The organism is Hyphomicrobium sp. 802 (genome assembly GCF_000526135.1).
Lineage (GTDB): Bacteria > Pseudomonadota > Alphaproteobacteria > Rhizobiales > Hyphomicrobiaceae > Hyphomicrobium_B.
In genome coordinates, this window is record NZ_JAFM01000001.1 from 70,653 (window position 1) to 94,713 (window position 24,061).

20 protein-coding genes and 1 tRNA gene are annotated in these 24,061 nt (G+C 60.5%); 7 read left to right on the forward strand and 14 right to left on the reverse strand.

Annotation, left to right across the window (positions count from 1 at the left end):
* Positions 1 to 194: 194 nt before the first annotated feature.
* The 3 genes from HYP802_RS0100335 to HYP802_RS0100345 all read right to left on the reverse strand — a co-directional run bounded on the left by HYP802_RS0100335 (position 195) and on the right by HYP802_RS0100345 (position 3,002).
* Complete coding sequence (locus HYP802_RS0100335) at positions 195 to 2,219, reverse strand: FUSC family protein (RefSeq protein ID WP_013949998.1); 2,025 nt, start codon at positions 2,217 to 2,219, stop codon at positions 195 to 197.
* The gene (locus HYP802_RS0100340) at positions 2,219 to 2,707 is read right to left on the reverse strand and encodes a MarR family transcriptional regulator (protein ID WP_013949999.1); all 489 of its coding nucleotides are present in this window, start codon (positions 2,705 to 2,707) and stop codon (positions 2,219 to 2,221) included. The genes HYP802_RS0100335 and HYP802_RS0100340 overlap by 1 nt, the downstream gene beginning before the upstream one ends.
* 218 nt (positions 2,708 to 2,925) lie before the next feature.
* A tRNA-Arg gene (locus HYP802_RS0100345) sits at positions 2,926 to 3,002 on the reverse strand.
* Between the two features lie 587 nt (positions 3,003 to 3,589).
* On the opposite strand from HYP802_RS0100345, the gene HYP802_RS22715 reads away from it, so the two are divergent.
* On the forward strand, positions 3,590 to 4,279 hold the full coding sequence (locus HYP802_RS22715; RefSeq protein ID WP_024274919.1) for a porin family protein: 690 nt from the start codon (positions 3,590 to 3,592) through the stop codon (positions 4,277 to 4,279).
* 107 nt (positions 4,280 to 4,386) lie between these two features.
* The gene (locus HYP802_RS0100360) at positions 4,387 to 5,319 is read left to right on the forward strand and encodes a thermonuclease family protein (protein ID WP_244420937.1); all 933 of its coding nucleotides are present in this window, start codon (positions 4,387 to 4,389) and stop codon (positions 5,317 to 5,319) included.
* A gap of 5 nt (positions 5,320 to 5,324) precedes the next feature.
* On the opposite strand, the gene HYP802_RS0100365 is transcribed toward HYP802_RS0100360, so the two are convergent.
* From HYP802_RS0100365 to HYP802_RS0100385, 5 genes are all read right to left on the reverse strand, one after another.
* On the reverse strand, positions 5,325 to 6,362 hold the full coding sequence (locus HYP802_RS0100365; protein ID WP_013950004.1) for a CarD family transcriptional regulator: 1,038 nt from the start codon (positions 6,360 to 6,362) through the stop codon (positions 5,325 to 5,327).
* Positions 6,363 to 6,830: 468 nt separating this feature from the next.
* Entirely contained in the window at positions 6,831 to 7,169 is a 339-nt protein-coding gene (fdxA, locus tag HYP802_RS0100370; RefSeq protein WP_013950005.1) for a ferredoxin FdxA, read from the reverse strand.
* A 124-nt stretch (positions 7,170 to 7,293) separates the two neighbouring features.
* Entirely contained in the window at positions 7,294 to 7,713 is a 420-nt protein-coding gene (locus tag HYP802_RS0100375; RefSeq protein ID WP_013950006.1) for an RNA-binding S4 domain-containing protein, read from the reverse strand.
* Positions 7,714 to 7,717: 4 nt separating this feature from the next.
* The gene (locus HYP802_RS0100380; RefSeq protein ID WP_024274920.1) at positions 7,718 to 10,933 is read right to left on the reverse strand and encodes a helicase-related protein; all 3,216 of its coding nucleotides are present in this window, start codon (positions 10,931 to 10,933) and stop codon (positions 7,718 to 7,720) included.
* Between the two features lie 118 nt (positions 10,934 to 11,051).
* Complete coding sequence (locus HYP802_RS0100385; protein ID WP_013950008.1) at positions 11,052 to 11,909, reverse strand: DUF3108 domain-containing protein; 858 nt, start codon at positions 11,907 to 11,909, stop codon at positions 11,052 to 11,054.
* Positions 11,910 to 12,167: 258 nt separating this feature from the next.
* Between HYP802_RS0100385 and rpmB the strand changes: the two genes are divergently transcribed.
* Positions 12,168 to 12,464 carry a 50S ribosomal protein L28 gene (gene rpmB, locus HYP802_RS0100390; protein WP_013950009.1) on the forward strand — a complete coding sequence of 99 codons (297 nt, stop codon included), beginning with the start codon at positions 12,168 to 12,170 and terminating at the stop codon, positions 12,462 to 12,464.
* A 40-nt stretch (positions 12,465 to 12,504) separates the two neighbouring features.
* Here rpmB and HYP802_RS0100395 read toward each other — a convergent pair whose 3' ends face one another.
* The 4 genes from HYP802_RS0100395 to HYP802_RS0100410 all read right to left on the reverse strand — a co-directional run bounded on the left by HYP802_RS0100395 (position 12,505) and on the right by HYP802_RS0100410 (position 17,245).
* On the reverse strand, positions 12,505 to 13,575 hold the full coding sequence (locus tag HYP802_RS0100395) for an esterase-like activity of phytase family protein (RefSeq protein ID WP_013950010.1): 1,071 nt from the start codon (positions 13,573 to 13,575) through the stop codon (positions 12,505 to 12,507).
* A gap of 8 nt (positions 13,576 to 13,583) precedes the next feature.
* The gene (cobT, locus tag HYP802_RS0100400) at positions 13,584 to 15,476 is read right to left on the reverse strand and encodes a cobaltochelatase subunit CobT (RefSeq protein ID WP_013950011.1); all 1,893 of its coding nucleotides are present in this window, start codon (positions 15,474 to 15,476) and stop codon (positions 13,584 to 13,586) included.
* A gap of 46 nt (positions 15,477 to 15,522) precedes the next feature.
* Positions 15,523 to 16,524: a cobaltochelatase subunit CobS gene (gene cobS, locus HYP802_RS0100405; protein ID WP_024274921.1), complete on the reverse strand. Its 1,002-nt coding sequence runs from the start codon at positions 16,522 to 16,524 to the stop codon at positions 15,523 to 15,525.
* Positions 16,525 to 16,618: 94 nt separating this feature from the next.
* The gene (locus HYP802_RS0100410; protein ID WP_024274922.1) at positions 16,619 to 17,245 is read right to left on the reverse strand and encodes a DnaJ domain-containing protein; all 627 of its coding nucleotides are present in this window, start codon (positions 17,243 to 17,245) and stop codon (positions 16,619 to 16,621) included.
* Between the two features lie 152 nt (positions 17,246 to 17,397).
* On the opposite strand from HYP802_RS0100410, the gene HYP802_RS0100415 reads away from it, so the two are divergent.
* Entirely contained in the window at positions 17,398 to 17,694 is a 297-nt protein-coding gene (locus HYP802_RS0100415; protein WP_024274923.1) for a BolA family protein, read from the forward strand.
* A gap of 7 nt (positions 17,695 to 17,701) precedes the next feature.
* Here the strand turns inward: HYP802_RS0100415 and HYP802_RS0100420 are convergent, their stop codons facing one another.
* Positions 17,702 to 19,009 carry an HlyC/CorC family transporter gene (locus HYP802_RS0100420; RefSeq protein ID WP_013950015.1) on the reverse strand — a complete coding sequence of 436 codons (1,308 nt, stop codon included), beginning with the start codon at positions 19,007 to 19,009 and terminating at the stop codon, positions 17,702 to 17,704.
* 79 nt (positions 19,010 to 19,088) lie between these two features.
* The gene (aroB, locus tag HYP802_RS0100425) at positions 19,089 to 20,783 is read right to left on the reverse strand and encodes a 3-dehydroquinate synthase (RefSeq protein ID WP_081741016.1); all 1,695 of its coding nucleotides are present in this window, start codon (positions 20,781 to 20,783) and stop codon (positions 19,089 to 19,091) included.
* A gap of 250 nt (positions 20,784 to 21,033) precedes the next feature.
* Here aroB and HYP802_RS23765 point away from each other — a divergent pair, with 250 nt between their 5' ends.
* The 3 genes from HYP802_RS23765 to HYP802_RS0100440 are packed head-to-tail and all read left to right on the forward strand — an operon-like array spanning position 21,034 to position 24,033.
* Positions 21,034 to 21,177: a hypothetical protein gene (locus tag HYP802_RS23765; RefSeq protein WP_172636520.1), complete on the forward strand. Its 144-nt coding sequence runs from the start codon at positions 21,034 to 21,036 to the stop codon at positions 21,175 to 21,177.
* A gap of 4 nt (positions 21,178 to 21,181) precedes the next feature.
* On the forward strand, positions 21,182 to 23,092 hold the full coding sequence (locus tag HYP802_RS0100435; protein ID WP_024274925.1) for a hypothetical protein: 1,911 nt from the start codon (positions 21,182 to 21,184) through the stop codon (positions 23,090 to 23,092).
* A gap of 8 nt (positions 23,093 to 23,100) precedes the next feature.
* The gene (locus HYP802_RS0100440; RefSeq protein ID WP_024274926.1) at positions 23,101 to 24,033 is read left to right on the forward strand and encodes a site-specific tyrosine recombinase XerD; all 933 of its coding nucleotides are present in this window, start codon (positions 23,101 to 23,103) and stop codon (positions 24,031 to 24,033) included.
* The last annotated feature ends 28 nt before the right edge of the window (positions 24,034 to 24,061 follow it).

Consider the following 24,061-nt stretch of genomic DNA (forward strand, 5'->3'; position numbering starts at 1 on the left):
CCAGGCGTCAACGAGCCCGCCTCGAAACTGGCGACCCCACCCGACAAAACTGCGAGCCTTTATGTTATTGTCGCAGTTATGGATTTCCAAGGCAAGGAGGGACCTCAACCCCTTGGGATTGCGCCAGATTATCGCAATCAAAAGTTGAGGGAAGGCCGTCGCAAAAAGCCGCTGCGCAGCGACCGGGTCGCGCCTCACGCCGTTTCTTTGAGATGTTGCACCATTGGCTTGTAGGGCTGGGCATCTGGAAATAGGCCTCGGCGCAAACCGTAGAGGCCGACTTGGGCAGTCCGCAGATCCCTGTCCTCGAACGATGCGATCAGGTCTAGCGTCTCGTCGATGGAGGCCAGCAGCTCTTGCGACGGGGTTTGACGCGTCGTCGAAAAATGCTGTGCGACGCCATCGAGGACCCTTCCCAGCGCGCGATGTATCGGCCGGGGTTGATCATGATCAATGCGACGCAGCTCGACGATGTTGATGCCGATGCGCACATCAGTCAGGAGCGCGGCTGTATCCTCCGAGTCCTCCGGAGGAAGCGCATCCAATCGCGTCGCGATAAGGCCGACGCGATCGAGCATCAAAGCGGCAAGCTTCAGGCTATCCTGTGCCTCCTTTTTTTGTGCCGCTCTGACAAGTTCGAGGCGGTTTATTCGGCGCAGGCGTCGCGCGCTCCATGCCGTTTCCACGGTCCGCGTCAGTCTCGTTACGATGACTGCAATCCAGATTCCGACGACAAACGAAATGGCGCCATTTGCGAAGGTGGCGAAATTGGCCTGATAGCTATTCTGAATGGCGATCGTGGACGCACCCACGACCGATCCGCCGATGCCCCACATCGCCCATTTCGGCTGCGTCATTGCGATGCCGCAAAGAATAAGACCGGGAGCGAGGGCAAGCGCCAACGTTTCGAAGCTCGTCGCGCGTGGCAGAAGTGCGAAAAGATAGATGGCCGCTCCGATGATGCCGACGATTCCGGCATTGGCGAAGGTGATCATGTGCGGGGCTGGATCGTCCTGGGTCGCGAAGAAGCACATCGCAACTGCCGCCATCATCGCAGCCGATGAGCCATCGGGCCAACTCACCGCAATCCAAAAAACATTCACGGCCACAATCGCAATAAAGGTGCTGACGGCCGAGAGGCCGGCCATGGTGTGGTCACGGTGGCGAACGGTTCGCGCTTGCGTCGAATACCGGAAGGCGAGTTCCTCAGCCGGCGGCTCGCCCGTCGCCACGGCACGCCGCAGCATCAGAAAATCCTGGCGTAGATCGACGTAATCAGACAGGCGTGCTGCCAGCGTCCTGCATGCCAGAACTTTTGCATCCGGGATTTTGACCCCGGCCGGATCGGCTTCGCTGATCGCCTTGTGCAGGGTGGCTACCGCATTTGGATCGTCATTATCCGAGTTGGTCCAATCTTTGATGTCCTGCAGAAGCTTGCGCATCGAGTCAGGCAAGGCGTGTGCGCGCTCAAGATTGGTGACGCGATCCGATATCGTCGACACGATCGGCAGGAACATGAGCATATGCTGGCGCAACAGCATAAGTGCGCGTCTTTGCTCTTTACCGGTCGTATCCTCATGTTCGAGCGGGGTTATCAGTGCATCAAGCGCCACCGCACGCGCCGCAAGCCGCAATCGATCAGCATGGCTCTCGGCAAAACTCAGCGTGTTGCCGAGGACGCCGACAATCCAGTTCCGTGCGTCGGTTGCCCACGCGCCGAGCCGTGCCGCAAGTACGGGACGCACGGACTGCGGAAAAATCACCGAAGAAAAAACGGCCGCGCAGAGAATCCCAATCGAGATTTCCTCGGTACGCGCCAACGCAGCGTCGAAAATTGAACCAGGCGCATCGACCTCGGGAAAGCCGACCAGCGCTGCGGTATATCCCGCCAGCATCGGCATATAAGATGTCGATGTTCGACTGAGCAAAGAGACATACAGGCAGACGGCGACCCAAAGCGCCATGGCACCGATCAACAGTTCGGGTGTGTTGACGAGATTGGGCACAATGGCGACGCTCGCCGCTGCTCCAAGCATCGTGCCAAGGACGCGAAAAAGCGCCTTCGAGAGTGTGGCGCCGACCAGAACCTGACTGGTGATATAGACGGTTGTCAGCGCCCAGTACGGGCGCGGCAGATCAAGCCACATAGCGATATAGAGCGCAGCGATCGCGGCGGCGAACGTCTTGAGCGCAAATATCCAGTCGCGCCAACCGAACATTACGGATTGGACCTGCGCTGGAGCTTGGCCGCGGGCCTCGTCTCTAAGATTTCGATGTAGTCTTGAATAGACTGGAAAACACGTAAGCAGGCTTCGAGATCAGCAGCAGGGACATCGGCAAAGACAACATCACGCAAATTCGCCAAGCTGGCCTCCAATTTGGAAAAGGCGGCTTGACCGGCCGGAGTCAGGCTCAATTGCTTGGCCCGGCGATCGTTCGGATCCACCTGGCGCTGAATGAGGCCCATTGCGCAGAGTTGATCGAGGTGGCGAACAAGAGTGGGTCCTTCGACGCCCATCGCATCGGCAAGTTCGGTCTGCGTTTGCACGCCAAACCGGCCGAGAAGGATCACTGGCAGCGTTACGGCATCCGATAGTCCGTGAACGCTCGCTACCCCGTCAGCCAAGCGGCGCCAAAGGCGACTTTTTACATAAAGCTCCTGCGTGAAGGCGCGGCGGAGATGACGCGCCTCTTTGCTTGCTGCCATGGAGACGATACCGACCAGGACATTGTTAGCTTGCTATCTATTAGCTTGCTAATCATATGGTCCGTCGACGTCTACAAAAATCTGCGGACGGCGAAATCGTCCCACAGAACCAGAGCCGCAGTTTGCCTGCGCGTCGGGTCCTGGGGACACTTACAAAACATGAGGGGTCAGATTGGCGGCCCGTCGCCCTCAAAGGCGCTGGCGACAGATATGACGAATGGCGACCCCGGCAGGATTTGAACCTGCGACCTACGGTTTAGGAAACCGTTGCTCTATCCAGCTGAGCTACGGGGCCGGCTCTGGCCTTGCGGCCGCGCTTCGTCAGTTCGATTTCCCGGCCCTGCGGCGGGTGCCAAGAGCTATGCGGTCAGCGTTGGCGGAGGTCAAGCGCGGCTCATTGGAGGAGACCTTTGGCGCGATCCTTTCGTGAATTAGATCGCTTCCCGAACGCCTTGCGTGCTCGAATTTAACGTCAGCCACTTCTGGTTGAACTGCGTTTGAGGCCATAGCGGGGCCTGCGAAGAGGGCCGCTCGCGGCTTCATTGCAAGGCAGGGGAACAACTAACTGCTTCAGCTGCGAATAGCTGCCCCTGTCGACAGCCAGAAATAGCCAGCGGTCATGGTGCCGCGAGGGGCTTAACGGCAACGCTTTGAAACAAGATACGAAATGTTTCAAATTGCCTACTTCTCAAAATGCTTAACGTGGCCGACAGTGCGACATGGAATGGCCGCGGACAGCACGCTGGCCGAAGGTGGGGAAGAAAACTCAACGTCATCTCTTTTATGGCGGGATATCCGAAGCATTCCGGTTGACGCACAACCTGGAAAATCGGACCTCCTGACTGACGTTGGGAAGTGGTCATGACGCGAGGGAATGCTCCGATGAAAAAGTCACTGTTCGCGCTGGCCTTGTCGACCATTCTGTTGCCCGCGGGCGGCGCGATGGCTCAGAGCCTTCCCGAAGAGGTGAAACCCATCGGCAGCATGGACTACCCCTATAACCTCGTCGTTCCCAACTATGCCGAGAAGCCGCTCGCCTCGTCGTGGGAGGGTTTCTACTGGAAACCGTCGATCGGCTATAACACCATGTCGTTTAATCGGCTCGGCAGCGCTGATGGCATCACGCTCGGCGCCTCTGGCGGTTACGATTTCCGTTTTGGCAACATCATTTTCGGGCCGACCGCGGATTTGAGCTACGATTTCCTCTACGGCGACAGCTCTCGGGTAGACGGGATCTCGGGCTTCAAAGCGCATACCGACTTCGACGGATCGGTCGGCGCGCGGGCCGGTTTTCTTCTGTTCGATCGCACTTTGATCTACGCCACTGGCGGTTATGCGTTTGCCAATTTGGAAGTGAGGAACGGCAGCCTCGGTGCGAGCGATACCAATATGCTGTCTGGATGGACCGCAGGCGGCGGCATCGAATATCTTTGGAGCGACAGCAACAGTCTGCGTTTCGAATACAAACGGGTCGAATTCTCTGACGAGGGCTTTGATTCTCTGCCGTCAGGTTACAACGACGTAAGCGCCACCATGGACAAATTCAGCTTCGGCTTTGTTCATCGCTTCTGAGTTTCGCGATCGCACGCATCTCAGACGGGCCGCTTGACCGGTTCCCATAAACTTATCTTGTCTCGTCGCGCGCAACGCCAATCCGCTCTTGGCGAACAAGGGCGCGTGTGATCTCTCTTTGTGCCATGGCGGGGAGATGGTGGGCAGGATTGATCGGCGCTGCGGGGCTTTTCGCTTCGCTTGGCGCCGTGGCCGAAGAGGCAAAGGCTCCGCCGCCGTGCACGCTTGAGCCAGGCCCCATCCGAACCGTCACCAGAGTGATCGACGGCGAGACGCTCATCCTTGATGACGGCAAGGCCGTGAGATTGATCGGGGCGCTGGCACCGAGAGCACGCGATGCGGACGCTGATCAAGGCGCGTGGCCGCCTGAGGCCGATGCGGCCAAAGCGTTATCCGACCTGGTGCTGGCAAGGCGTGTGAAGCTGGCGTTTGCAGGGCGCCGGCTCGATCGTTATGGCCGCGAGTTGGCACAAGTATTCGTCATCGACCACGGCCGGGAAGACTGGGTACAGGGCGCACTGTTGCGAGGCGGCTTTGCGCGCGCTTACGGATTGCCGGGAAGCTTTGCGTGCACGCACGAACTCATCGCTAATGAGGCCTATGCGCGGACGCGGCACCTGGGGCTTTGGCAAAACGGCATCTATCGCACGCTCGCCGCCGATCGGCCGGGCGAGATCATGAAGCGGCGCGGCAAATACGAGCGCGTTGGGGGAACGGTCGTTTCCATCGGGCGGACGAAGAGCGCGACGTACCTGAATTTCAGCAACGACTGGCGGAGCGACTTCACGGCGCGGATCGACAAGAAAGTTCTTGCGGCCAATCCGGACTTCGATCGCTCACTCGATGCGCTGACAAATACCACTGTCGTCGTGCGCGGCTGGATCGAACGGCGCAACGGCCCACTGATCGATATCGCCGATCCGTCTCAGCTTGAAGCGGCAGACGATGCGGCAGCTTCACAGACAGAAGCTCCAAAAGAAGCGCGCCCGGCCCCGCCGGAAGGTGCGGAACCGAGCGCTGTAAACTTGAAGTCTCTTTGACGCCGTTAAGCGGCTTCTTCCTCGACCGGCGCGTCAGCTTCCGCCAAGCGGCGGCCTTTGGCGCTCTTGGAGAGGATGTCCGTGATGCGCTGAACGGCGCCACGCTCGTCAAGCTTTTCGACGGCGGCGAGTTCACGGGCCATGCGGTCGAGCGCGTCTTCGTAGAGCTGACGCTCAGAGTATGACTGCTCGGGCTGCGCTTCGGAGCGATAGAGATCGCGAACAACCTCAGCGATCGCGATGAGATCGCCGGAATTGATCTTCGCAACGTATTCCTGCGCGCGGCGGCTCCACATCGTACGCTTGATGCGGGCGCGGCCCTTCAGCGTTTCCATCGCTTTCTTGACCTGGCCCTCGTCCGCCAGCTTGCGCATTCCGACGCTGGCCAGCTTGCCGGTCGGGACGCGCAGCGTCAGCTTCTCCTTGTCGAAGGTGATGACGAAGAGCTCAAGCGACATGCCGGCGATTTCCTGCTCCTCGATGCCGACGATGCGGCCGACGCCGTGAGCGGGATAGACAATGAATTCGTTGGCTTTGAAGCCGTGACGCTGACTGACCGGCTTCTTCTGCACCGCAAGGATCTGGCGCGCTGCGGCAGATTTCTCAGCGGCTTCCTTCGGTGCAGCAGGCTGCTGTGTGCCAGCGACCGGAGCCGAAATCTTCTGGCTGGCGGCCTTGTGCGCATTTGCAGGCACGGCAACAGTGCGCTGAGGCGCGGCTGCAGCGGCGACCTTGGCGTTCAATTGAGCGGCGGCGATGTGCGGCGCGACCGGCGTCGGCCCTGCGACAGGCTTCTTGGCGGCCGGAGCTGCCTCGACCTTTACGGGCTTCGCCGCGACGGGCGCTGCCTTCCTCGTCGTCGTTACGGGTTTCGAGCTGGAGGTCGGCGCGAGCTTGGATTTCGTTGGCGGTTCGGCTTTGGCTTTGGCAGACGGCTTCGCGACCTTATTGGCGCTTGCGCTAACCTTCAAAGGCATGGACTTACGGACGGCACTTTTAGCTGCGGACTTGGGGCTGACCGGAGCTTTCTTCTTTTGAGCCATATCGATCTCTCACTCTCGCATACTGGGCGTTGCCGGGGGGCCGGCTCTGCCGTCAGTCCGCCCTACCTTAAGGACGGAGCATCCGTGCCGCGGACGAGACGACGTCCGAACGGCACGCGCGCATTGATCCGTGCCTCGTCTTTACGAGAGGCCGTCCCCTGCGCGCTCATTTGTGGCCTAGCTTCGCAAATCCCGTCCGACTCTGAATTGGCCCGTTGACGCCCCATAACGTCTTATTGGTTGCTGCTCTTCAGAGTTGAGCAGCCCCCTTTTGTTCGCGGCCGTTCCGGATTTGTGCAGACTTAACGCCATCGCAACTGATACTAACACAGTCTTGACGGTAATTGAAGGGTCGGGTTCTGAGACAATCTGGACGAGCTTAAGGCCGCATTTAAATTAACGCGCTAAACCAACAGCTTATGTAAGAGATACCCTAACGGGTTGCAAGAGGCGCCATTTGGCGCAAAATCAATCCCCTGATCCCGGATTTGGTGAAAAATATTTTTCAAACTTGTTCGGCTCGTCTTTAACCGCATCGGCGTCGGGCAGCGCAGCCTTCTTGGCGGTGATGTTCGGCCAAGCGTCCGCATACTGGCGGTTGAGCTCCATCCACTTTTCCATGTCTGGTTCAGTGTCGGGCTTGATAGCGTCGGCAGGGCACTCCGGTTCGCAGACGCCACAGTCGATGCACTCGTCGGGGTGAATGACGAGCATGTTCTCGCCTTCATAGAAACAGTCGACCGGACAGACCTCTACGCAATCGGTGTATTTGCACTTGATGCACTTCTCGTTGACGACGTAGGTCATTCGAATTCCTAATTCTTGTAACGGCCGACGCTCCAGCGTGGCGTCGCGAAGCAATCTCTGGTTCGAGCGGCGCCCTTATTACCATAGGCACAACGGCTGCCTAGGTGGACCGGGCGTCACAGTTTCAGTCCCGTCCCCTGAATTTGTCGATCAGACGCCGTTCGCGCTTCGTCGGCCGGCCGCTACCTTCGGGACGGGATGGCACCTGCACGACAATATCGCTTCCGCTCGCCTCCGGCACTCCCCCCGGAGCTGGCGGCAACTGCCGGGGTGTTAGGTCACGATAAAGCGCCTGGGCCTCGGGAGCCGGACCACGCCTAGCGCCAATGCCGAGGATCTCGACACTGATGACGCGGGGGCCAAGCGAGAGGGTCAGGACGTCGCCCGGCCTCACGATTGTACTCGCCTTATCGATCTTCACACGGTTGACGCGCACCTTGCCACGTTCAATCAGCGCCTGCGCCAATGTCCGGGATTTCGCAATCCGGGCAAACCACAGCCACTGGTCGATCCGCTGCAGCGCGGCGCGATCCGCGTCCGGCATCTCGTCAGGTCGATCCGGAGCCTTCGCTCCGTTTCTCCATTTGAGCCTTGAGCGCCGCCAGCGCCGCGAACGGCGATGAGGCATCGCCACCAGCCGACTTTGGCGGCGCGGCCGTGATCACCTGCGGTGAACGCCGGTCTTCACGGCGGCGGCCATCGTCACGGCGTCCCTTACGATCATCGTCGCGACGAGGGCGGCCACCCTCATCCCTGCGATCATTGCGGCGGTCGTCGTTGTTGCGGCCTTCGAACCGCTGGCGATTATCGCGCCGGTCGGAGTGGCGGTTGCGATCATGCTGACGGTCGGAGCGTTGCTCGCCGCCCTGCGGCGCACCCGAGGCGTCTGCGGCGGGCGCGGCGGTTGCACCTTCGCCTGTGACGGTTGCCTGCGGCTGTTGATGACGGTTGCCGTGGCGATGTCGTCCGTGACCACCGTCGCGGCGCTGTTGTCCGTCGCGACGCTGTCCATCACGGCGTTCGGGACGCTGATGACGGCGTGGGCGCCAGATCTCTTCGAACTTGGGTTCTTCCGACGCCGGAGCCGACACCGCGGACGCATCGGGAGCAGTAGCAGCGGCTGCATCGGAACCCGCATCCGCGGAAGCGACTGCTTCCGCCACGGACGGAGCCTCCGCAGCTGCCGGCGGCGTTTCAACTAGCGCTTCGGCGCCGACCTCTGCCGGGGTCGCGGCGACTTCCCTCTCGGGTTCCGTCGAAGCTTCAGCTGCCGACGGAGCTGCTTCCGGCTCGGCGACTGAAGCCGCAGGCGCAGCTTCAACCGCGATCGGGCGGCGTTCGAGGCGGAAGCCGAGGGCTTTCAACACTTCACCAAGCTCTTCGGCCGAGCATCCGAGGATCGACATCATGTCGTCGGTGGCACGGAAACCGCCATCGCCCGTCGAGCCTTTGGGGGCGTCCGTCTTGCCGGGACCGGAGCGCCATGCGAGCAGCGGACGGATCAAATCGGCCAGACGCTCAAGAATATCGAGACGAATGGCGCGCGGGCCGCAGACGTGGAAGCCGTGCGCGCGATAGAGCGCTTCGGGCGTCGCAGGATCGACTACGACCGACGTCAGGCCGGGCCGGGGCAATTGCGGCACGACACCGTTTTCGGACGGATGCTTCAGAAGCCACAGCGTCGCCGCAAGGTCGGCTGGAGCAGGCTTCAACATGATCGGGAAGAAGATGTTGAAAGCGCCAAACCGCAAGCCGTACTTACGCAACTCGGCGCGCGCCGCCTGGTCGAGCGCGTTGATGTCGTCGGCGACCGTCTCGCGCTTCAGGGCACCGAGGCCTTCCTTCAACTGAAAAGCGATGCCGCGCGCCAAGCCTTGAAGCTCGGCGCTTTTCGACATTTCGACGAGCGGTTTCAGCTTATCGGCAATCGTGTCGTCGACCCAGGTCTTGATGCGGGCCTGAACCTTCTCACGATCGGACTCGCTCATCGTCTCGTCGGCAATGAGCGTAACGGACGGCTGCAGCGGATCTTCGGCGGGTTCGAGCTTGGCAATCTCGTCGTCGCGCCAGATGATCATGCCGTTGCGCGCGAGCTTGAACGCATCGTTCTGCGCCGCCGCAACGCGACGCGCCCGCATCCCCAGCTCACGCGTCACGACTTGCATCGCCGCCTGGCGCGTCGCCTTCTCGTGAATGCCGTCAGCGGCGGAATCGAGCGTGAAGCGGAAACCCTTCAGCTTGCCCACGAAGTGGTTTTCGACCGTGATGGCGCCGTCATCGGCGATGTCGGCCGTCAGTTCGTCTTTGTCCCGCATGCCTTTCATCAGAGCGCTGGTCCGGCGATCCACAAACCTCTGCGTCAGACGTTCGTGCAAGGCGTCGGAGAGACTATCTTCAATGGCGCGCGTCCGCTCTTGCCAATGCGCCGGATCCTTCAGCCAATCGGGACGATTTGCGACGAAGGTCCAGGTGCGAATGTGCGCGATGCGGGTCGCGAGCGTGTCGATATCACCATCCGTCCGATCCGCCAAAGCAACCTGCTTGGAGAACCAGTCTTCGGGGATGCGATTTTCGCCGGTCGCCAGATACCGGTAAAAGTTTGAGACGAGCTCGGCGTGGCTTTGACCGGAAATCTTGCGATAGTCGGGAAGCTGGCAGACTTCCCACAGTAGCTCGACGCGCGGGCGTGAAGAGGCGATGTCCGCGATTTCGCGATCCGAGGTCAAGGCTTCGAGTGCTGCCACATCGTCGGCGGTGCGGGCGCGTGTCAGACGCTGCTCGCGCGGCAGCTCGCGAAGCGACGCATGCAGCGCATCGAGCGTCGAGAAATCGAGATTGCGGTTGCGCCATTGCAACGTGCGGATGCTATCGAAGCTATGGGTTTCGAGACGTTCCACCATGTCGGCATCGAGCGCCTCGGCGCCGCCCGTGACGCCAAACGTGCCATCATTCATGTGGCGGCCGGCACGACCGGCGATCTGACCAATCTCGCCCGGCGTCAGATTGCGATGATTGTAGCCGTCGAACTTGCGAAGCGCAGAGAACGCCACGTGGTCTACATCAAGGTTGAGGCCCATGCCGATGGCGTCGGTCGCAACCAGGAATTCAACATCGCCTGATTGATAAAGCGCGACCTGGGCATTGCGCGTGCGCGGTGAGAGCGCACCAAGCACGACAGCCGCACCGCCGCGCTGGCGACGGATCAATTCGGCGAGCGCATAAACTTCCTGAGCCGAAAACGCGACGATTGCCGAGCGTGCAGGCAGGCGGGTGATTTTCTTTTCGCCGCTGTAGGTCAGCTTCGACAGGCGCGGGCGCGAGATGAAGTTGGCGCCGGGGATGAGATCCGAGATGGCGTCGCGCATCGTCTGGGCACCGAGCAGCAACGTCTCGGAGCGGCCGCGCGCATGCAGCAGCCGGTCGGTGAAGACGTGACCGCGCTCGGGATCGCCGCAAAGCTGGATTTCGTCAATCGCCAGGAAATCGACATCGATGTCGCGCGGCATCGCTTCAACGGTCGACACCCAATAACGGGCGCGCTCCGGCTTGATTTTTTCTTCACCGGTAATGAGGGCGACCTTGTCCGCGCCCACGCGCTGCTTGATGCGATCATAGACCTCGCGCGCGAGCAGGCGCAGCGGCAGGCCGATCATGCCACTTTCGTGGCCCAGCATCCGCTCGATGGCGAGGTGCGTCTTACCGGTATTGGTGGGTCCGAGCACCGCCGTCACGTTTCGGATGCGGGCTTCCAGATCACTTGCCATATGGTGCATTGACTCCGATCGAGCCCTGGCATTGCAGAGGAGGGCCTAGAGATCAAGGATTATTCGGTCGGCGGACAAAGAGCGTCACACCGCCTCGAATCCTCGAGCGCCACGCGTGTTACTGCGTCAGCGCGATCTGCTGGTTGTTTGCCGAGGTGATGTTAATTGTATTAGCGGTCATGACGGCGTTGCCGATGGGGGAAGGGATCGTGACCCGGTAGGGAACGTAGATTCCGGCCCTCGGCACGGCCCTGAGCGCAAATTCGATATTATTGTAGTCGATCCAGGGATCGGTGAAATCTTTCGGCTTATGGCCGGCAATAGGCACATATTTGACCCGGCACACGATAAGCTCCTTGGGCTGGCCGGACGGACGGCGCTCGGTGAGGGGCTCGCGACCTTTGAAAGTGAAGTGCAAATCATAGCGTGCCTTGCCGTCGAATACCGGAATTACCCGGTTGCAGGCGTCGGAGGGGTTGGCGTCGGATATCGAGATCATAGCCGCCATCGGATCGAATACATTCTTCAAATTTTCGGGCTTCAGCTTGATCGTATCCGGTGAGGGGGGCTTATTGGGAACCAGGGCGACGGCGGTCACCGCGCGCCCGGCGAAGCCAATTTTGACGGAGACAAATTTTTTCTTCTTTTTGTAACTCATTTCGAAGGCCGCGGGGCGAAGGCCCGAGGGCTCCAGCGCTCCTTTGCCGGAGAAATTGCCTGCCCATTTAAACGCGCCGAAAAATGCCGAAACTTTGGCGTGTGCTTGGGCGTCGTAGGTCCCGTTATTGAAATGGGCGTTGAATTGGTAGGCCCCGACGTCGAAGCCGGCGAAGGCAAGCTTATAGGTGGCAACCACCTCCGTCGGCCAATTGGGACCAATGGCCGAGGCGCTCTCGAGCGGAAAAGTGGCAGCGGCAACCGCGAAAAGGCTGCAGAAGGCGCCCCGCCTCCGCGCACCGGCTCCCGATATCGCCATCGTGTTTCCCTACTTGCCCTTGGGCGAAGGGGCCCTGATAGTCAGAATTTGCGACTATTCTTGGACTTTGGACGGGTTAGGGAGGGTGACTAGGCGAGCTAGTGCAATCGTCGTGGCCCGTCTTGACGGGCAGCGGTCCTGTCAATTATACAGCACCCGAAACCCCCGCAGGCTCGGCTTGCGGGGCGCTATTTTTTGCTGAGACGGCAAGTTTTCGATCGACCGCCCCGGTTTGAGGGTGCGGCATAGGAGAGTGTTATGACCAGGCGCTGCGAGCTGACGGGGACGCTGCCCCTCTCGGGCCAACTCAGGAGCCACGCCGAAAACAAGACGAAGCGCAAGTTTCGTCCGAACCTGTGCAATGTCACGCTGATGAGCGACCTGCTCGGCCGTAAGGTCCGTCTGCGCGTGTCGGCACGGGCGCTGAAGTCGGTCGAGCACCGCGGTGGCCTCGACGCCTTCCTGCTGAAGGCGAGCAACGATGAGCTGTCGCAGACCTGTCTGAAGCTCAAGCGCGAGATTCAGAAGGTGCAGGCAGCCGCCAAGGCCGCCTAATCTTTCAAGGCAATTTTGCTGATCGTTTTAGCCCGGTGGCCTAGTTCGGCAGCCGGGCTTTCGCTTGCCTGGATTCTTGCAACAGAAACTGCAGCAGCACTGTGCGCTGGATGACGTGATTGAAGTTGTCATCCGAGATCATGGTGAGCAGCACCTCTCCGGACTTCAGCCGTGTGGCTGCTAAACCTTCCATGTTGTCAATATTATCAGCCATGTCGGCGTCGATGAGGGTTTCGCCCTCGATCGTGCGTCCTGGAGCGAGAGCGTCGGGCGCGATGCGCACGAGGCGCATCTTGACGCCTTCTAGCCAGCGGAAGCGGCGCTCCAAAACGAAGATCGTGCCGTCATCGAGGCTGGCAACGTCGGTGATGTCGAAGTCGCCGACGTTTTTCAGATGGAAGGTCTGTGGTCCAGCTTTGGTCCAGACCCAGCCGGTATGATTGCGCGCCGGATCATAAAGCCGCTCCGAAAATGCAATCGGCCAGCCTTTGTACGGGCCGCCCTTCAAGATCGTGAGCGCTTCGAAGCCTTTGTTCTGGTCCATGTGCGTGGCCGCGGCAGGGATCTTGAGGGCGATGCCGGTCGCCTGAATATTTTTCGGGCCGAGCCTGAAGCGTTCGATGCGATGATGGCCCTCGAACCCAATGAGGACCGAGCCATTCTGAAAGGTGTCACCTTCGAGCGCGATCGATTCAGAATCGCGATCGCGGGCGCGCTGGATGGGGCGGCCGGATTTTTCCAACAGCGGCCCCAGTCGCGCGTCCACGATGCCGGAGGGGCGGATTCCTGCATAGGTCAGATTGCCCGTCATCCAGACGCCGGTATCGGACAGGGCGAGAAGAGATTTCGCATCGTCGCTCAGCAACAGGCCCGACCAGCCGCCGAAATAGGGTGACGGCGACGTCAGGACGAGGCCGCCCACGAACTTCAATTTGCCGAGCGAACGATCCTCCCCGGTGCGGGAAAACGTAGAAATCGGCTGAGCTTCGACAGTGATCGGTGCAGACTTCAGCGAGGAGATATCTGGCTTCTCGTCTGCCAGAACAAAACTCGCGCTAACGCTTAAAACGGCGATCGCGACTGCAAATCGTCGGAGAAAAATCGACGCCACCGATCCCCTCAATGAACGCGCGCGTGCTTGCGGCGTGTCGCGGCCGCCTTGTCGGCTTCGTGGTGCTCATCGAACAGCTCGACGAGTTTTTCCGTCATCGCGCCGGCCAGTTCCGACGCATCGGTAATGGTGACGGCGCGCTGATAATAGCGCGTCACGTCATGACCGATGCCGATGGCGATCAATTCGACCGGCGAATGATTTTCAATCTCGTGGATCACTTGGCGCAAGTGTTGTTCGAGGTAGCTGCCTGAGTTCACCGAGAGCGTCGAGTCGTCGACCGGCGCGCCGTCGGAGATCATCATCAGAATGCGGCGCTGCTCGGGCCGATTAACAAGGCGAGCATGCGCCCAGGCCAATGCTTCGCCGTCGATATTTTCCTTCAGAAGACCTTCACGCATCATCAAGGCGAGGGAGTTTTTGGCGCGTCGCCACGGGGCATCCGCCGTCTTGTAGATGATGTGGCGAAGATCGTTGAGGCGGCCCGGCGCGGGCGGCTTGCCTGCCGCCAGCCACTCCTCGCGCGATTGTCCGCCCTTCCAAGCTTTGGTGGTGAAACCCAGGATCTCAACCTTGACGCCGCAACGCTCCAGTGTGCGCGCAAGAATGTCGGCGCAGCAAGCTGCGACCATGATCGGCCGGCCGCGCATCGAGCCGGAATTGTCGAGCAGCAGCGTCACGACGGTATCGCGGAAATCAGTGTCGCGCTCACGCTTGAATGACAGCGCGCCGGTCGGATCGGTGATGATGCGCGTCAAGCGCGCAGCGTCGAGCTGGCCTTCTTCGAGATCGAAATCCCAGCCGCGATTTTGTTGCGCCAAGAGACGGCGCTGCAGCTTATTGGCAAGCTTGGCGACGGCAGCTGAAAGCGTTTTCAGCTCTTTGTCGAGAAAGGCACGCAGGCGCTCTAATTCTTCCGGCGTCGAAAGCTCTTCGGCGCTGACCTCTTCGTCATAGGCGCGCGTGAAGACCTTGTAGCCGAAGGCCTCGGGGTTATCGAGGACCGTCATGTTTGGACGCCACGGCGCAGGCGTTTCTTCGTCGTTCATCTCGCCGTCGTCGAGGTCTTGGGGTTCGGTCGACCCCTGTTCCATCGTTTCCTCGGTCTCGGAGAGATCACCTTCGGAAAGCTTCTCCTCGCTTTCCTGATCCTGACCGTCGGTCGCGTCCTCGCTTTGCTCGTCGGAATCTTCCGAGCCGCCTTCGGCCGAACCTTCGTCGTTTTCTTCCTCGTCGTCGTTCGGCTGCGGCTCGTCGCTCTGCTCGGCCATTTCGAGAATCTTCAGCAGATCGCGAATCTGGCGGCCGAACTGTTCCTGATTTTCCGACAGGCTTTCGAGCTTGTTCAGAAGCTTGCCACCGCGCGATTCAATCACCGAGCGCCAGACATCAACGAGGCCCTTTGTCGATGCGGGCGGAGCCTGCCCGGTGAGCCGCTCACGGATCAGCAACGCAAGCGCGTCTTCGAGCGGAGCCTCGGCGCGCGTCGCAACGGACCGGAAGCGGCCATGACTGTAGTGATCTTCGAGGCGGGCCGTGAGATTGGCTGCCATGCCGGGCATGCGGGCAGAACCCAAACCTTCGACGCGAGCGCGCTCGGCGGCTTCGAAGACGGCACGGGCGGGACCGGCAGGCGGCGCGATGCGGCGATGAACCTTGGCGTCATGACAGCCGATACGCAGCGCAAGACTATCGGCCCAGCCACGCGCCAACGCGACGTCTTTCGCGGATGGAGCACGCGGCAAGTCCGGCAGGTGCACGGCCTTGCCCGACACGTCGCCCTTGCCGGGGCCGAAATCGACTTCGACTTCGCCATCACCCGCGATGGCGCGCACGGCCGGCCCGAGGACGCGTTTCAGCGGCTCGGACGGCGCTTCCCGGCGTTTGGTTGGAGACGTCATGGACTTCGTGTCGCTCTTTTGCCCTCCCCGCGCGGGGGAGGAGAGATTAGCTCAGCGCGACGTTGGCCGTGCTTTCTGGAAGCTCTTCGCCGAAGCAGCGCTGATAGAATTCCGCAACGAGCGGCTTTTCGAGATCATCGCACTTGTTCAGGAAGGTGACGCGGAATGCAAAGCCGATGTCGCCGAAGATGTCGGCGTTCTCGGCCCAGGTGATGACCGTACGCGGGCTCATCACGGTGGACAGATCGCCGTTGATGAAGGCCGAACGCGTCAGGTCCGCGACGCGAACCATGTGCGAGACTTGTTTGCGCTTGGCATCCGTCTTCGCGAACGACTTGACCTTCGACAGCACGATCCGGGCTTCGTCATCGTGCGGAAGATAGTTCAACGTGGCGACGATCGACCAGCGATCCATCTGGCCCTGGTTGATCTGCTGTGTGCCGTGATAGAGGCCCGACGTGTCGCCCAGACCGATCGTGTTCGTCGTCGCGAACAGACGGAAAGCCGGATGCGGACGAATGACCTTCGACTGATCGAGCAATGTCAGCTTGCCGGAGACTTCGAGCACGCGCTGGATGACGAACATGACGTCGGGGCGGCCGGCATCATATTCGTCGAACACGAGCGCGATATTGTTCTGCAGCGCCCAGGGAAGGATGCCTTCCTTGAATTCCGTCACCTGCTTACCGTCTTTCAGGACAATGGCGTCCTTGCCGACGAGATCGATGCGCGAGACGTGGCTGTCGAGGTTGACGCGCACGCACGGCCAGTTGAGGCGCGCCGCGACCTGCTCAATGTGAGTTGATTTGCCGGTGCCGTGATAGCCTTGGATCATCACACGGCGGTTGTGCTTGAAGCCCGCCAGGATCGCGAGGGTGACATCACGATTGAACAAATAATCCGGATCGATTTCCGGGACATGGTCTTCCGGCTTTGAATAGGCCGGCACCTCAAGATCGCTATCGATCCCGAAAACTTGGCGAACGGACAGCTTCATGTCCGGTAGATTGGCGGCAGCCGCGCCGTTCGCGCTTGTAGACGTGCGCATTTCCATTGGCTTCCCGATCAAATCGCCCAGCTGCCGCTAAGGCCTCGAACAGGGGCGACCTCGGCGGGTGCACCTGCTTCAGAGGCTCGGAGGATTAGACCAGGCCAGATTGCTTTAAATAGTTATAGGCTTGGAGGATTTCACGCAACTTTTCCTCAGACCTGCTATCGCCGCCGTTCGCATCAGGATGGTGAATTTTCACCAGCTCCTTGAAGCGCGACTTGATATCTTCGCGGCTGGCATCTTCGCCGAGGTCCATGACTTTGAGTGACTTGCGCTCAAGCGGCTTCAACTGGCGTTGAAACGTCGGTGCCGTGGCTGTCCGAGACGAGCGAACCTTGCGGTTCATGCGCTGCGTGCCTGCCTTGACGCGGGCGGCGGCGTCGGCGTCTTGCGAGCCATCGCGCGTGCCGTGGGCCCAGGCATTGGCCCCGGTCTTCCAGGTCGGGCGATGGCCGGTCATGGCGTCTTTGCGGAAATTGCTGACCTCGGCGTCGCTCATGCCATCGAAATAGTTGTAGTCCTGATTGTACTGGCGGACATGATCCACGCAGAACTGGAAATATTCGCCGTCGCGGCCTCGGCCCTTTGGCGCCCTATGTACGCCGGGCTTGTCGCAACCTTTCCACTGACACACGGGCGCGTGCGTTTCCTTCTTGGCGCTCGTCTGGCGCTTCGAAGAGACGCGGATGCTATCGAAGTATTTTGATTCCAGTTTCATTGCATGAATTATGAGGGTTAGGCCGCGCCGAAACAAGGCGGCAAGAAAACTCTTGATTTCCGTCGTGACTGTGCAGTCAATCCATTAATAGGCCCTTTCGTCCGTGTGCCCCATCGCACCAAAGCAGCACGAAAGACACATGAGAGAAAAAGATGTCCGTTACAGGCCGACTTCGCGAAAAGCTTATGATCGCGCTCAAACCGACACGGCTTGACATCATCAACGAGTCCGAGTTGCACGCGAGCCATCGCAATTCTCCGGGCACGGACGAGAGCCATTTTAGAATTCTTGTCGTTTCCGAGGCGTTTTCCGGCAAGTCGCGCATCGAGCGGCATCGCCTTGTGAATGATCTGCTCAAAGACGAACTTGCCGGCGGCGTGCACGCGCTTGCACTTTCGACCATCGCGCCGGGCGAAGCGCTCCCCAAAACGGCTGCCTCACACGGTTGAATAAGCTTCAGCCACTCTGCCGTGTGGCCGCCGAGCCTGAATTCGGCGGGGTTGCCGATGCGATCGGCTTGATGCGCATCGCCATGATCCGGTTGCGGCTTTTACGCAAAATCTCGAACCTGTAACCGTGGAAGGTGAACACCTGTCCTGGCTCCGGGATCGTCTGAGCCTCGTGGATCACGAGACCCGCAACCGTCGTCGCTTCATCGTCGGGAAGATCCCAATCTAAATGGCGATTGAGATCGCGAATTGCAACGGTGCCGTCAACGTTGACGGTGCCGTCCGATTGCATGCGGATATGGCTATCGGGATTGTCGTGCTCGTCGGTGATCTGGCCGACGATCTCTTCCAGAATGTCTTCGAGCGTGATCAGGCCCTGCACTTCGCCGTATTCGTCGACAACGAGGGCCATCTGGATCTTCTTTTTCAGAAACTGGTTGAGCTGGTCTTTCAGCGTCGTGGTGTCCGGGACGAACCAAGGCTCGGACGCTGACTTCATGATATCGAGCTTGTCGGGATCCCATCCGTCGCGCGACAGGGCCAACAGAAGGTCCTTGGTGTGCAGAACGCCGACGATATTCTCCGGCTCGTCTTTCCACAGCGGCACACGCGTATATTGGGAACGCATCAACTGATCGAGAATTTTCGCTGGCGGCTCGTCAATGTCGATGGTTTCCATCTTGGTGCGGTGAACCATGATGTCGGCGACTTGCAGATCGCGCAAATCTAGAACGCCGCCGAGCATTTCGGCGTCACCCTTGGCGACGGTGCCTTCCTTCGCCTGCAGATCAATCGTGCCGCGAATTTCTTCGTGGGCTGCAAGGATATTGGCAGCATCGTCGGCCTTTCCTGGCGTCAGGATCAGGATGTGGCGAACGATGAATTCGATGGCTTTGGTGAAGGGCGTCAGGACGTAGATCAGGCCCTGCATGGGCGGCGCAACGACAAGCGCGACGCGATCGGCATATGCGAGCGCGTAGGTCTTCGGAAGCACGGCAGCAAAGATCACGATCAGGACCGTGATGATGGCTGTCGCGTAGGCGACGCCGACCTGGCCGTAAAGATGCACGGCGATGTTGGAGGCAAGGGCTGCAGCCAGCACGTCAACGAGCGTATTGCCGAGCAGGACTGTGCCGATCATCTTTTCGGGGCGCGACAGCACCTTATTGACGAGGGCGGCCGGAACGTTGCCGTCTTCTTCGAGCGCATGCATGCGTGCCCGCGACGCTGCCGTCAGTGCGGTCTCGCTGACGTTGAAAAACGCCGACAGAACAATCAGCAAAAGGATTGCGAGAAAGCTTATGATTACAGTCATCGGGGGTAATGGTGTCCGCTATTCCTGCCCAGGGGAGGCAGTAATCTAGCACAGATCCAGGGCAGAGACTTAATATGCTCTAGCGACTGATTTCCCGGCCGAGGAAGTCCAGGACGGTTTCCGGTGCGACGTCGCGAGTGACGAAAGCCTGACCGATGTCACGTACAAGAATGAATGTCAGCTTTCCGGCTTTAACTTTCTTGTCCTGACCCATCAGGCGCAGCAATTCGGCAGCATCGGCCTTGCCGCCGGGAATATCGGCGATCCGCGTCGGTAGGCCGACGGCTTTCAGATGGTTGGTGACGCGGGCGCTGGTGCCGGCAGGACAAAGGCCCAGCTCTTCCGATAGACGAAAAGCCATGCACATGCCGATGGCCACGCCTTCGCCGTGCAGCAGGCGGTCGGAGTAGCCGGTCCAGGCTTCCAATGCGTGACCGAACGTGTGGCCGAGGTTGAGGAGCGCGCGGTCGCCGGTCTCGGTTTCGTCGCGGGCGACGATTGCGGCCTTGGCGGCGACGCTCGTTTCGATGGCCGTCGTCAACGCCGGACCGTTGTTGCCGAAGACCGACTGCCAATGCGCCTCAAGCCAGGAGAAGAACTCGGCGTCACCGAGCAGGCCATACTTGGCGACCTCGGCGTATCCGGCTCGCATCTCGCGCGCGGGTAGTGTCGTCAGCACGGACGTATCGGCGATGACGAGGCTCGGCTGATGGAAAACGCCGATGAGGTTCTTGCCTTGCGGCGTGTTGATGCCGGTCTTGCCGCCAACGGAGCTATCGACTTGCGCGAGAAGCGACGTCGGAATCTGAACGAAGCGGACGCCACGGCGCAGGATGCCGGCGGCAAAGCCCGCGAGATCGCCGATCACACCGCCACCAAATGGCACAACAAGGTCACCGCGTTCGAGGCCAAGCTCCAGGAGACGCTCGGACAGGTCTGCGAGGTTGCGAAAGCTCTTCGTCGCCTCGCCCGGTTTCATGACGACCGAACCGGCGAACAGACCCTCGGCCTTGAGGCTATTTTCGAGCGTCGTAAGATGGTGGCGCGCCACGTTCTCGTCCGTCACGACGCCGCATTTGACGGAGCCGAAGCGCGCCTTGATGAGCGCGCCGGCGTCACGAAGAACGCCCCGCGTGATCAAAACATCGTAAGAGCGGTCGCCGAGCTCGACATGAACGGTCTTGGAGGGGTTAGCCTCAAGCGTCGTGGGCGGCGCGCCGTCTGCGCCGGTCGCGAGCCGGGTGATGATTTCGTTGACGATGATGTCGTGTGGTTCGTCGCGGCTTTCGACTGTCATATCGGCTTCTGCATAAATCGGGTAACGCGCTTCAATCAACTTCTGCATCGTGGCTTCCGGATTGCCACCGCGCAGCAGGGGCCGGGTGTCACGCTTCATGACACGGCGCATCAGTACGGGCAATTCGGCACGCAACCAGATGGAAAAAGCGGTGTCCTTAACGCGTTTGCGGGTTTCAGCGTGAATGAAGGCACCGCCGCCGGTTGCAAGCACCTGCGCGCCGTTGCCAAGCAGGCGAGCGATGACCTTGCGCTCGCCATCCCGGAAATGCTCTTCGCCGTGGTCGGTGAAAATATCGTTGATCGTCTTGGCGGCCGCGCGCTCGATTTCTTCGTCGGCGTCGACGAACGGCAGACTGAGCTTAAACGCCAAGCGCTTGCCGACCGACGACTTGCCGCAACCCATAAGGCCGACGAGCACAATTGGGCGCTTGCCGATGCGCTTCTTCGCAAGGTCTATGGCTTCCGCTTCCGTCATGGGGGTCTCGACGCCGATATCAACGGCGAATCGGTTAGCTTCGGGCAGACTGTCTCGTAGCGGAAAGGTCATTTCCGCGCCCTCATGCCATGAACCAAAATCGTTCGCAAATTGGAACCATACTTCAGGCCTGCCGTGGATCGGAAACCGACGCCGTTTCGACGCAAGGGGGGTTCCGTTAAAATGCCAATCCGAGTCATAATCACGCCATCAAGGGTGCTCACCTAAAAGGCCGGAACGGGGTAAAGAAATGCCGAGCCTTTTCCGGCTATTGTTCGTACTTTGCGCATTCGCGGCTGCGGTTTTCGGCGGTCTCTATGTGCTCGCGACACGCTTCGAGCCGGAGCAGCAGATGATCAGCAAGCCCGTGCCAGACGTGAAAATCCGGCGGTAGAGCCATGGTGCATACACACCGAAAGACGATAGCGGCGGCGCGCAGCGTTGTGCTCGCCGGTTGTTTGCCAATCGCTATTGCCGCCGCGGCGCTGCCGGCAAGCGCACAAGACGATTCCTATGCCGCGCCAGCGACGAGCAGCCGGAAAAAGCCGGCGCACGACGACGCTTATTCACCTCCACCCGATAAGCGCAGCTATCTGCAGCCGCTGGGCTCGCCCTCTGGCGGCGGGGACGACGATATGTGGTCGCGGTCCTCGGGTGGCGGGGGAAATTCCGGTTCCATGCCCGGCTTCCCGTCCAGCCCAAGCCGGTCGTCTGGCTCGGGTTCAGGCAATTCGGTGATGCGCGATGCTATTCCACCGGCCGTGGACAAGGGCAGTCTCGCTCCCGTGATGTCGAACGACGGCTCAGGACTGCCGTACGAGCTTTGGGGAGGCATGGACGTCGCCGCGTTGGAAAAGCTGATCGCGACGATTGAAATTCCGCCGCGCTCGCCCGTTCTGCACGATCTCTGGAAAAGGCTCATTACGTCGCCGTCGGGCGATGGCTCGAACTCTAACTTTATGGCGCTCCGGCTCGAAGCGCTTTACCGCTCGGGCTTGGCGCGCGCCGCCGCGGCCGAAATCGCCAAGCAACCGCCGGGAGACAATCCGCTGCTGGTGTCGCTCGAAGCCCGCAACGAGCTGGCGGCCGGGCATCCGGACAAGGCATGCCAACTGGTTGCGCAATCGGCCAAGTTAAAAGGTGCGATCCCGGCGCGCCTCAAAGGCCAAGTCATCCTGATGGCTGGGTATTGCTCCGAATCTCAAGGCGACAAGTCGGCGGCGGGACTGGCGGCCGACATGGCGCGTGAGGAAGGCGTCGAGACATCGCCCGGCCTCGAAGCGCTCGATGCATTCTCGATCGGGTCCAAGCCGCGCTACACGCAAGTCAAACAAATCACGCTGCTTGACTATCGGATTGCCGAAAAGGTCGGCGGCCTACCGCACAAACTCGTGTTGGAAAAGGGCGAGCCAGCTCTGCTCGTGGCGCTGGCTACCGATCATTCAACCCCCGTCGACCTCGGATTCCCGGCAACTGAAGCGGCGGCGCGTCTCAATGCGCTGACGCCGCAAATGCTGGCGGGGATCTATCGCGTCAACGCCCAAAGGGTGCCGCCCGACGACTTGCTATCCGGCCGAGGTCCGCAAGGCGTCGCCAGGCGTGCTGCACTGTTCAAGGCCGCCGAAGACGAGCGGACGCCCGCGCGCAAAGCGCGGCTCATCCGTGCTTTCCTGGATGACATGAAGCACGAAGGCCTCGGCATGATCGGCGCAAAAATGATTGCCCAAGCGACCGCAGATTTGCAACCGGCTCCGGAAGTGAGCTGGTTTGCCGAAACCGGCGTCGAAATCGGCTTGGCGTCTGGCCATTTCGACATGTCGCGCAACTGGATACAAATCGCGGATCAATCAGGAGGACCGGGCCTCGGCCATTGGCGTGCGCTGATCGACATTGCCGATCCGCACGATCCGAACCGGGGACAAAGCTTCTCCGCGCTGGAAAATTACGCAGCCAACGGACGGTTTCCACCCGCGGCGCTCTACCGGCTGACGACCGTCATGGAAGCGCTCGATTATCTCGTGCCCATTCCCCTCTGGCAGGCAGCAAATACGATTTCACAGCCGACGGGCGGCTATCTTCCCGAAACCGGCGTGCTGACCGAGTTGCAGATCGCTTCGAAGAAACAGGAATTCGGCCATACGGTGCTGCTCGTCATGAAGGCGCTCGGCCCGAACGGCGCGGCGGATGCCAACTTGATCGCGCTCGGCGACAGCATCCGGGCGTTGAAGTGCGCCGGACTTGAGGCCGACGCGCGCCGCCTCGGGCTCGAAGCCCTGCTGCCGACATGGCCGCGTACCGAGACGAATTGAGGGCGGCCATGACGTCTGCGACCGGGCGCGATACCGACGTCGCGGATTTTCTCGCGATGCTGTCGGCCGAGCGCGGCGCTTCACCCAACACGATTGAGGCTTATGCCGCCGATCTTGAAGGCTTCCTCAGTTTCTTGCCGGGCCGGGGTGTTATGCCGAGGCATGCGACCTCGGACGACGTTCAAGCCTATCTCGGCCATCTGGCCAGCGAAGGGCAAGCGCCGACGTCGCGGGCGCGGCGGCTTTCGGCCATCAAGCAATTCTATCGGTTTCTTCTGGCGGAAGACGCTATTGCACTCGATCCGACATCCGGACTGCAAGGCCCCAAGAAACAGCGCGCGCTGCCGAAGGTCCTGAGCATCGCCGAGGTCGACAGACTGCTGGAGACCTCGCAAAGGCAATGCGAGGGCTTGGAAGGGCATGCCTTATTTCGCGCACTGCGGTTTCACTGCCTGTTTGAGCTTCTTTACGCGACCGGAATGCGCGTCTCGGAGCTTGTTGGCCTGCCGCGAAGCGTGCTTCGCGGCGATACGCGCGTTCTGACCATCAAGGGTAAAGGCGGACGAGAACGGATGGTGCCCTTGAACGCCACCGCGCGCGAAGCGCTGGACGCCTTCCTCGGCGTATCCGGCCGGTTCGATAATTCGGAATGGCTGTTTCCTTCGAAGGCGGCGCTTGGACATGTGACGCGGCAAGGTTTCGCACAGGACCTGAAAGATGTGGCCATCGCGGCGGATATCGCGCCCGAACGCGTTTCGCCTCATGTCCTGCGCCACGCGTTCGCCAGCCATCTGCTCGACCGCGGCGCGGATCTGCGCGCGGTTCAGCAACTGCTCGGCCATGCTGACATTTCGACCACGGAGATCTATACGCATGTGTTGCAAGAGCGACTGAAGGCGCTCGTCAATGCGCATCACCCGCTCGCCAAGAACAAGACGTAGCGCGCCAGGGCTCTAATGCCTTAAAGCG